Origin of the sequence: Pseudomonas halotolerans (assembly GCF_039581215.1) — a bacterium.
GTDB classification, from domain to species: domain Bacteria; phylum Pseudomonadota; class Gammaproteobacteria; order Pseudomonadales; family Pseudomonadaceae; genus Aquipseudomonas; species Aquipseudomonas tehranensis.
The window spans coordinates 1-9,534 of record NZ_JBCNTJ010000029.1; the positions used below are offsets into that span (position 1 = coordinate 1).

The window sequence follows — 9,534 nt, forward strand, 5'->3', positions numbered from 1 at the left end:
GGGGGCGGGCGCCTGCTCGCGATGGCGGTGGGTCAGGCAACCTTTTGCTGACTGATCCGACGCTATCGCGAGCAGGCTCGCTCCCACAGGGTTTGTCGCTGGCCTGATCAAGCCAGCTTCTTGTGCCGTACACGGTGCGGCTGGGCAGCAGCTTCGCCCAGGCGCTTCTTGCGATCAGCCTCGTACTCGGTGTAGTTGCCTTCGAAGAACACCGCTTGCGAGTCGTCTTCGTACGCCAGGATGTGGGTGGCCACGCGGTCGAGGAACCACCGGTCGTGGGAGATCACAATCGCGGCACCCGGGAAGTCCAGCAGGGCTTCTTCCAGGGAACGTAGGGTTTCGACGTCGAGGTCGTTGGACGGTTCGTCGAGCAGCAGGACGTTACCGCCCTCCTTCAAGGTCAGTGCCAGGTGAAGACGACCGCGTTCACCGCCGGACAGGTCCTTGACGAACTTCTGCTGGTCGCCGCCCTTGAAGTTGAAGCGCCCCACGTACGTGCGCGACGGAATTTCATAGTTGCCGATGCGGATCTGATCGGAACCGTCGGAAATCTGCTGGAACACGGTCTTGCTGCCGTCCAGGTCTTCGCGGCTCTGGTCGACGCAGGCCAGTTGCACGGTTTCGCCGATTTCGATGGTGCCCGAATCCGGTGTTTCCTTGCCCATCAGCATGCGGAACAGCGTGGATTTACCCGCACCGTTACCGCCGATCACACCGACGATGGCGCCTTTGGGCATAGCGAACGACAGGTTGTCGATCAGCACGCGGTCGCCGTAGCCCTTGGTGACGTTCTTGAATTCAATGACCTTGTCGCCCAGGCGCGGACCGGCCGGGATGTAGATCTCGTTGGTTTCACTGCGCTTCTGGAATTCCTGGGACTGCATTTCCTCGAAGCGTTGCAGACGGGCCTTGGATTTGGACTGGCGGGCCTTGGCGCCTTTGCGCACCCACTCCAGTTCTTCCTTCATGGCTTTTTCATGGGCCGACTGCTGCTTGGATTCCTGGGCCAGGCGATCGGACTTGGCTTCGAGCCAACCCGAATAGTTGCCTTCGTAAGGAATACCCGCGCCGCGGTCCAGCTCCAGGATCCAGCCGGAAACGTTGTCCAGGAAGTAACGGTCGTGCGTGATCGCGACCACGGTGCCCGGGAAATCGTGCAGGAAGTGTTCGAGCCAGGCGACGGAATCGGCGTCCAGGTGGTTGGTAGGCTCGTCGAGCAACAGCATGTCCGGCGCCGACAGCAGCAGGCGGCACAGGGCCACACGACGCTTTTCACCACCGGATAGGTGTTCAACCTTGGCATCCCAGGCCGGCAGGCGCAGCGCATCGGCGGCGACTTCCAACTGGCGATCCAGGTTATGGCCATCGCTGGCCTGCAGGATCGCTTCGAGCTTGGCCTGTTCGGCGGCCAGCTTGTCGAAGTCGGCATCCGGCTCGGCGTAGGCCGCGTAGACCTCGTCCAGGCGCGCCTGGGCATCCTTGATCACGCTGACCGCCTCCTCGACCACTTCACGTACGGTCTTGGTCGGATCCAGCTGAGGCTCTTGAGGCAGGTAACCGATGTTCAAATCCGGCATCGGACGGGCTTCACCGTCGAATTCGTTGTCGACACCGGCCATGATTTTCAGCAGCGTGGACTTACCCGAGCCGTTGAGGCCCAGTACGCCGATCTTGGCCCCGGGGAAGAACGACAGTGAAATGTTTTTCAGGATTTCCCGCTTCGGCGGAACAACTTTGCTCAGCCGATGCATGGTGAAGACGTATTGAGCCATGGTGAACCTAGCGTCAGTGACAGGTGAAAAGAACGGGCCAGGCCATGCACGGCGCCGGCGCTTGACGGTCATCAATGCCGGCGGGCAGGTTAAGCCTGGGGATCGGAGCTTGCGCGCTCTTGTTTGACCGGCAAAGCTACCTCAACCATCGGTCAAGGTCCAGCCACCAAAAGCTGGCACTTTGCCACAAGTCAAGGCATGCTAGCCGCCCTTTGGGCGTCCGGCTTATAGTGCACGTCGCGCCAGTCCAGCAAACTGCAGGATTACAGCTTGTCCAACGTCACGCCGACCTTGTCCCCACGCGCACCGACTGCTGCGAGCGGCTCGCCCCTGCGCGGGACACTGAAGGGCGCGCTGGCCACGCTGGTGCTGTTGTTGCTCGGACTGCTCTTCTGGCAGTTGCTTGACCAGTTGCGCGAAACCCAGCAGCAACAGCGCCAGTACACCATCGATTACACCGCCGACCTGGCCGCGCAAGTCAGCCTGAACATGGCTTTGAATGCGCAGATCGCCCTCAACCTGCTACCGATCGTCGAACAACCGCAGAGCGCCGACGAACAGCAGGCCCTGCTGCGTAAACTCCAGCAATCGTTGCCCGAGCTACGCAGCCTGGCGTTGCTGAGCCCTTCCGGCCGGGTGCTCAGCGACAGTGATCCGGCCAGCCACGATGCCGATTACCTGGCAGAGCTGGTACGCCGCAGTCGGGCCCAGGCGCACTATTTCAGCAATGCCGACGACGGCTCCGTGGTGCATCTGTTGTTGCACCAGGCCAGTGGCAGCAGCCGTGGCTATTGGGCCCTGCGCCTGACGCCAACCTTCTTCTCGACCCTGACCAAGCAGGCCGATACAGGCATACGCCCACTGTGGCTGGTGGAAAACCGGATCAACCAACAGATCATCAGCCGGGACGAAAGCCTACCCTCGGCCAACCCTACCCGGCTGTCCCCGGATGATCTGAGCAACACCGTGCTGACCGTACCGCTGAGCAGCAGCGACTGGCAATTGCGTGGTCTGTTCGACCGACACCAGGTGCTGGAGCAATTGCTGCCGGCCTTCATCGGCAAGTGCCTGCTAGGCCTGGCGTTTTCAATGCTGCCGGTGATCGCGCTATTGAGCATGCGCCGTCGTCAGCGCCAGTTGCACGAGGGTCGCCGGCGCTACCAGGATATTTTCGAAGGCACCGGCGTCGCGCTCTGCGTACTGGACCTGTCGAGCCTCAAGGCGTTTTTTGAAAGGGCCGGCCTGCGCAACGGCGACCAGTTGCGCGCCTGGCTGGCCATCCCTCACCAGCTTGAACAACTGCAGCAGGAAGTTCACGTCACCGAGGTCAATCAGATGGCGTTGAAGCTGCTCAACGTCAACTCCTGCGAACGGGCGTGGCAACTGCTGGTCGGCAATGCAGCCCAGGACAACAACCCCGTGGGTTCGAAGCTGCTCGAAGCGCTGCTCGACCCGCACAAGCAGTTAGAGCTGGAAATCCAGCTACAGGACGCCCATGGCCGTGATCAACACCTGTGGCTGGTGCTGCGTCTGCCGGAAAAACAGCAGGACTACAACGCCGTCATTCTGAGCATCAGCGACATTACCAGCCGCAAGTTGATCGAACTCTCGCTGCTCGAGCGCGAAGGCTTCTGGTCCGATGTGGTGCGCACCGTGCCGGACCATCTCTATGTGCAAGACGTGATCAGCCAGCGGATGATCTTCAGCAACCATCACCTGGGACAGACCCTGGGGTACGACCGCACCGAACTGCACCAGATGGGCGAATACTTCTGGGAAATCCTGCTGCACAGCGAAGACGCCGACCACTACCACAACTTGCGCCAGGCACAACGCCAGGCCGGGTATGCGCACCTGCTGCAATGCCAACTGCGCTTTCGCCATCGCAATGGCAAATGGCGGCGCTTCGACATTCGCGAACAAGCCCTGGCCCGGGACCGGCACGATCAGGTGACACGCATCATCGGCGTAGCCAAGGACATCACCGAACAGATCGAAGCCAGCGAATCGCTGCGCGACAGTGAACAACGCTACCGGATGCTCGCCGAAAGCATCAGCGACGTGATTTTCTCCACCAACAGCACGCTTTCGCTCAACTACGTCAGTCCCTCGGTGCAAGCGGTGCTGGGCTATAGCGCTGACTGGATATTCCAGAACGGCTGGCAATCGACCATCGCCAACCCGCAACAACTGACCGGCATCTACACCTTGATGGATCGGGTCAGCAAAGCCCTCGACAAGCCCGAGCAACTGGCCGAGTTGCGCAACCAGATGCAGACCCAGCTGTTTCTGTTCGACTGCCTGCGCGCCGACGGGCGCAAGATTCCCATCGAGCTGCGACTGGTACTGGTGTGGGATGACCACGGCGCGTTCGAGGGCGTGCTGGGCGTGGGGCGCGATATCAGCCAACAAAGACGCGCCGAAAAAGACCTGCGCATGGCCGCCACGGTATTCGAGCATTCAACTTCGGCGATTCTGATCACCGACCCGGCCGGTTACATTGTCCAGGCCAACGAAGCCTTCAGCCGCGTCAGCGGTTATGCGGTGTCGCAGGTGCTGGACCAGTTGCCCAACATGCTGACCGTGGACGAGCAGCAGGAAGCTCACCTGCGCTACGTGCTCAAGCAGTTGCAGCAACACAGCACCTGGGAAGGCGAGGTCTGGCTCAAGCGCCGCAATGGCGAGCACTATCCGGCCTGGGTCGGCATCACGGCGGTGCTGGACGATGAAGGCGACCTGGCCAGCTATGTGTGTTTTTTCAGCGACATCAGCGAACGCAAGGCCAGCGAACAGCGCATCCACCGCCTAGCCTATTACGACGCGTTGACCCACCTGCCCAACCGCACGCTGTTTCAGGACCGCCTGCACACCGCGCTGCAATCGGCCGAGCGCCAGAAAAACTGGGTCGTGCTGATGTTTCTCGACCTCGACCGCTTCAAGCCGATCAACGACTCCCTGGGCCACGCCGCCGGCGACCGGATGCTCAAGGAAATGGCCACCCGGTTGCTCGGCTGCGTGGCCGACGACGACACCGTGGCGCGCATGGGCGGCGACGAATTCACCCTGCTGCTGCAACCGCGTTCCAGCCGCGAAATGGCGCTGAACCGGGCGATCAACGTGGCCGAGCAGATCCTCGCCAGCCTGGTCCGCCCTTTCGTGCTGGAAGGTCGGGAGTTCTTCGTCACCGCCAGTATCGGTATCGCCCTGAGCCCTCAGGATGGCAACGAGCTGAGTCAGTTGATGAAGAACGCCGACACGGCCATGTATCACGCCAAGGAGCGCGGCAAGAACAACTTCCAGTTCTACCAGGCCGACATGAACGCCAGCGCCCTGGAGCGACTGGAGCTGGAAAGCGACCTGCGCCACGCCTTGGAGCAGAACGAGTTCGTGCTGTATTACCAGCCACAGTTCAGCGGCGACGGCAAACGCCTGACCGGCGCCGAGGCCTTGCTGCGCTGGCGCCATCCACGACGCGGGCTGGTGCCGCCTGGGGACTTCATCCCGGTACTCGAAGAGCTCGGCTTGGTGGTGGACGTCGGTGACTGGGTGATCAGCGAAGCCTCTCGGCAGCTCAAGGCCTGGCACCAGGCCAAGGTCCGGGTGCCGAAAGTCTCGGTCAACATTTCGGCTCGGCAGTTCTCCGACGGCCAGCTCGGCACGCGCATCGCCAACATTCTGCGTAGCACCGGCCTGCCGCCGGCCTGCCTGGAACTGGAACTGACCGAAAGCATCCTGATGCGTGAAGTCAGCGAGGCCATGCAGATCCTGGCCGGGTTGAAAAACCTGGGCCTGAGCATCGCCGTGGATGACTTCGGTACCGGTTATTCGTCCCTCAACTACCTCAAGCAATTCCCCATCGACGTGTTGAAAATCGACCGCACCTTCGTCGATGGCCTGCCATCCGGTGAACAGGACGCCCAGATCGCCCGGGCGATCATCGCCATGGCCCACAGCCTCAACCTGGCGGTGATCGCCGAAGGGGTCGAAACCCACGAACAACTCGATTTCCTGCGCGAACACGGCTGCGACGAAGTCCAGGGCTACCTGTTCGGCCGCCCGATGCCGGCCGGCCGGTTTGAAGCGCAGTTCAGCAATGATGCGCTGTTCATGCTCGATTGAGGTTCTTCGGTGCCTGTAGTGGCCTCATCGCGAGCAAGCTCGCTCCCACATTTGGACCTGCGTGCCCATCACCCTGTGGGAGCGAGCTTGCTCGCGATAGGGCCCGCCAAGGCCACGCAGAATGGCGCGTGAATCCCATTCGTCCGCGACATGACGTCCTTTCATATGCCTTCCAAAACCGGTTGGGTTAGAATGCCCCCCTTTTCTGCCCCGATCCTTGAGGACCGCCATGTTCAGCCGTGATTTGACTATTGCCAAGTACGACGCCGATCTCTTTGCCGCCATGGAGCAAGAAGCTCAGCGCCAGGAAGAGCACATTGAGCTGATCGCTTCGGAAAACTACACCAGCCCCGCGGTGATGGAAGCTCAAGGCTCGGTACTGACCAACAAGTACGCCGAAGGCTATCCGGGCAAGCGCTACTACGGTGGTTGCGAATTCGTCGACGTGGTTGAGCAACTGGCCATCGACCGCGCCAAGGAACTGTTCGGCGCCGACTACGCCAACGTTCAACCCCACGCCGGTTCCCAGGCCAACGCCGCCGTCTACCTGGCGCTGCTGTCGGCCGGTGACACCATTCTGGGCATGAGCCTGGCCCACGGCGGTCACCTGACCCACGGTGCCAGCGTGTCGTCTTCGGGCAAGCTGTACAACGCCATCCAGTACGGCATCGACGGCAACGGCCTGATCGACTACGACGAAGTCGAGCGCCTGGCGCTCGAGCACAAGCCGAAAATGATCGTGGCCGGTTTCTCCGCCTACTCGCAAATCCTCGATTTCCCGCGTTTCCGCGAAATCGCCGACAAGGTCGGTGCCTACCTGTTCGTGGACATGGCGCACGTTGCCGGCCTGGTTGCCGCTGGCGTCTACCCGAACCCGGTGCCATTCGCCGACGTCGTCACCACCACCACCCACAAGACCCTGCGCGGTCCACGTGGCGGCCTGATCCTGGCTCGTGCCAACGCCGACATCGAGAAGAAGCTCAACTCCGCCGTATTCCCGGGCGCCCAGGGCGGCCCGCTGGAACACGTGATCGCCGCCAAGGCGATCTGCTTCAAGGAAGCGCTGCAGCCTGAGTTCAAGGCTTACCAGCAACAAGTGGTGAAAAACGCCAAGGCCATGGCCGGCGTGTTCAGCGAGCGTGGCTTCGACGTAGTGTCCGGCGGGACTGAGAACCACCTGTTCCTGCTGTCGCTGATCAAGCAGGACATCTCCGGCAAAGACGCCGACGCAGCACTGGGCAAGGCGTTCATCACCGTGAACAAGAACTCGGTGCCCAATGACCCACGCTCGCCGTTCGTCACCTCCGGCCTGCGTTTCGGCACCCCGGCCGTGACCACTCGCGGCTTCAAGGAAGCCGAGTGCAAGGAACTGGCTGGCTGGATCTGCGACATCCTGGCGGACCTGAACAACGAAGCGGTGATCGACGCCGTTCGCGAGAAGGTCAAGGCAATCTGCAAAAAGCTGCCGGTATACGGCGCTTAATCAGCCCCGCTAAACCTCAGTAGAAAAGGCCTCCATTGAAAGATGGGGGCCTTTTTCATGGGCGCAGACAACTGACTCAAACAACTAATCCCTGCATTTATCTAACGTCTTGCAATACACACACCACCACCGAGAGCCGATAAATCAATAACATTGCCCCCATAACTGCACGGTTCACACACCCAACGAGGACTCGAATCACATGGACAGTGATCAATCTTTTAACGCAACACTTCGAATGTTTGACACCCACGTCAATTTGCTTGAAATACTCCATGGCAAACCGGCGATGGCCACCGTGAGTTTATTCAGCGGCGGCTTTTTTACCGGTCGCCCGCAAACCCATGACCACTCCAGCCTGCTCGGCATGCGCCCGAAAAAACAGGGTCATTCCAGCCGCCCATTAAAACTGCATTTGCGACACACCCCTGACGGCTACAACCTGATCATTAAAAACACCGGAGAACACGACAACAAACCGATCGGTAAACGCTGGCTCGACGTTCTGGGCGCACAGGATCCAGGCCCGGATAAATCGATGCTCTTTACCCTCGTTGATCGTCAGAACAACCCCATCACCTTGAAGAACATGTCCACCCCCCAAGTACCTGTCTCGCTCATGACAGAAAATAAAAAATATATAGGTGGATTGAAAGTTAGAGGCTCGCCTTATATTTATCTCGCCGAGACAGAAGAAAAGTCGAAAGTAACGTTCATCCTGAGTGTTCTTTAAAGAACCTATCGACCACTTTGTGGCGAGGGGAGTGATCCCTCGCCGCAGGGTGCCGTGTCGGGCTGCATGCCAACGACCACTATTTTTTCCACCGTTGCAAACGGCTCAAGCACAAGGGTTTCGTCTCAACGGGTAAGACCGGTCATGCCAAATCCCAGCAAATCAGCTTGCACAGCCGCCAAAACCACGCCTAGACAACGTTGATCAGGCGTTGCAACTGATGAGCGAGCACCTGGACCATCTTGAGCAAAAGCTGCTGATGGCCGCAGGCACCGGGACGTCAAAGTAGCGCAGCTTCGAAGCCTGCGCGGATCTTCTCTTCAGGCAACTCGTCGGCGATGAACACCATGACGCTCTCCCGGGCTTCGCCGGGCGCCCATTCGGTGTCCCAATCAAAGCCGTACAGTTTGAGTACGCCCTGGAACACCAGTCGACGGGATTCGCCAGCGATGTTCAGTACCCCCTTGTAGCGCAGCAACTGCTTGCCGTGCTCTTCCAGCAACTGGTTCATGAACTCGCTGAGCTTGTCGATATCCAGCGGTTTATCGGTACGAAGCACGAGGCTGCTGATGCGGTCTCCAGTGCTTGCCTTGCCCACCGGGCGCAGGCTGAACCCCGCCCCCAGGTCTGCGTTGAGGTTGAAGCCGCGGATGTCGAGCAGTTCGGCCAGATCGATCTTGCCGTGTTCCACCACCCTGATCGGCGCCCGTCGATTGATCCGCGTCAGACGTTCGCTAAGGGCTTGGACATGGGCGGCGTCCACCAGATCGGTCTTGCTCAGCAGCAGACGGTCGGCAAATCCAACCTGGGCCTGGGCAATGGCCTGGGTCAGGTGGATCTCGGCGTGAGCGGCGTCCACCAGGGTCAGGATGCCATCGAGGATGTAGCGCTCGCGCAGGTCCTCATCGATAAAAAATGTCTGGGCCACCGGGGCCGGATCGGCCAGACCGGTGCATTCGATCACCAGGCGATCAAAGGCAATTTCGCCGCTGTCCAGCCGTTCGAGTAGCAGGTAGAGGGCTTTGGTCAGGTCAGTGTGAATGGTGCAGCAGACGCAGCCATTGGCCAGGGTCATGACCTGCACCGGCTCATCGCCCAATAGCTGGGTATCGATGCCGGCATCGCTGAATTCGTTCTCGATCACGGCGATTTTCAGGCCGTGCTCGGCCTTGAGCAAATGACGCAAAAGCGTGGTCTTGCCGGCGCCGAGGAAGCCGCTGAGGATGGTGACCGGGATGGGAGAGGACAACGTGATTCTCCTGTTGCGAAATTAAAAGAAGAGCACAAAACCCATGTGGAGGCGAGGCAAACTGTTCCGACGCCTTCGCGAGCAAGCTCGCTCCCACAAGTTTCTGTGGTGTAGGCAAATCCCGAGGCCATCCTAAAACAACTGTGGGAGCGAGCTTGCTCGCGATAGCGGTGGGTCT

5 protein-coding genes are annotated in these 9,534 nt (G+C 60.2%); 3 read left to right on the forward strand and 2 right to left on the reverse strand.

Translation table 11 applies throughout. The features are described from left to right. Window positions 1–107: 107 nt before the first annotated feature. The gene (gene ettA, locus AAIS01_RS25565) at window positions 108–1,772 is read right to left on the reverse strand and encodes an energy-dependent translational throttle protein EttA (protein WP_343471250.1); all 1,665 of its coding nucleotides are present in this window, start codon (window positions 1,770–1,772) and stop codon (window positions 108–110) included. Between the two features lie 270 nt (window positions 1,773–2,042). Here ettA and AAIS01_RS25570 point away from each other — a divergent pair, with 270 nt between their 5' ends. The 3 genes from AAIS01_RS25570 (at window position 2,043) to AAIS01_RS25580 (ending at window position 8,107) form a co-directional block, all read left to right on the forward strand. Then, a complete protein-coding gene (locus tag AAIS01_RS25570) occupies window positions 2,043–5,891 on the forward strand; it encodes a bifunctional diguanylate cyclase/phosphodiesterase (protein WP_343471251.1) in 3,849 nt (1,282 codons plus the stop codon). Window positions 5,892–6,120: 229 nt separating this feature from the next. After that, the gene (gene glyA, locus AAIS01_RS25575; protein WP_343471252.1) at window positions 6,121–7,374 is read left to right on the forward strand and encodes a serine hydroxymethyltransferase; all 1,254 of its coding nucleotides are present in this window, start codon (window positions 6,121–6,123) and stop codon (window positions 7,372–7,374) included. Window positions 7,375–7,576: 202 nt separating this feature from the next. Continuing rightward, window positions 7,577–8,107, forward strand: a complete 531-nt coding sequence (locus AAIS01_RS25580) for a hypothetical protein (RefSeq protein WP_343471254.1) — start codon at window positions 7,577–7,579, stop codon at window positions 8,105–8,107. 280 nt (window positions 8,108–8,387) lie between these two features. On the opposite strand, the gene yjiA is transcribed toward AAIS01_RS25580, so the two are convergent. Further along, on the reverse strand, window positions 8,388–9,356 hold the full coding sequence (gene yjiA / locus AAIS01_RS25585; protein ID WP_343471256.1) for a GTPase: 969 nt from the start codon (window positions 9,354–9,356) through the stop codon (window positions 8,388–8,390). Between the last annotated feature and the right edge of the window lie 178 nt (window positions 9,357–9,534).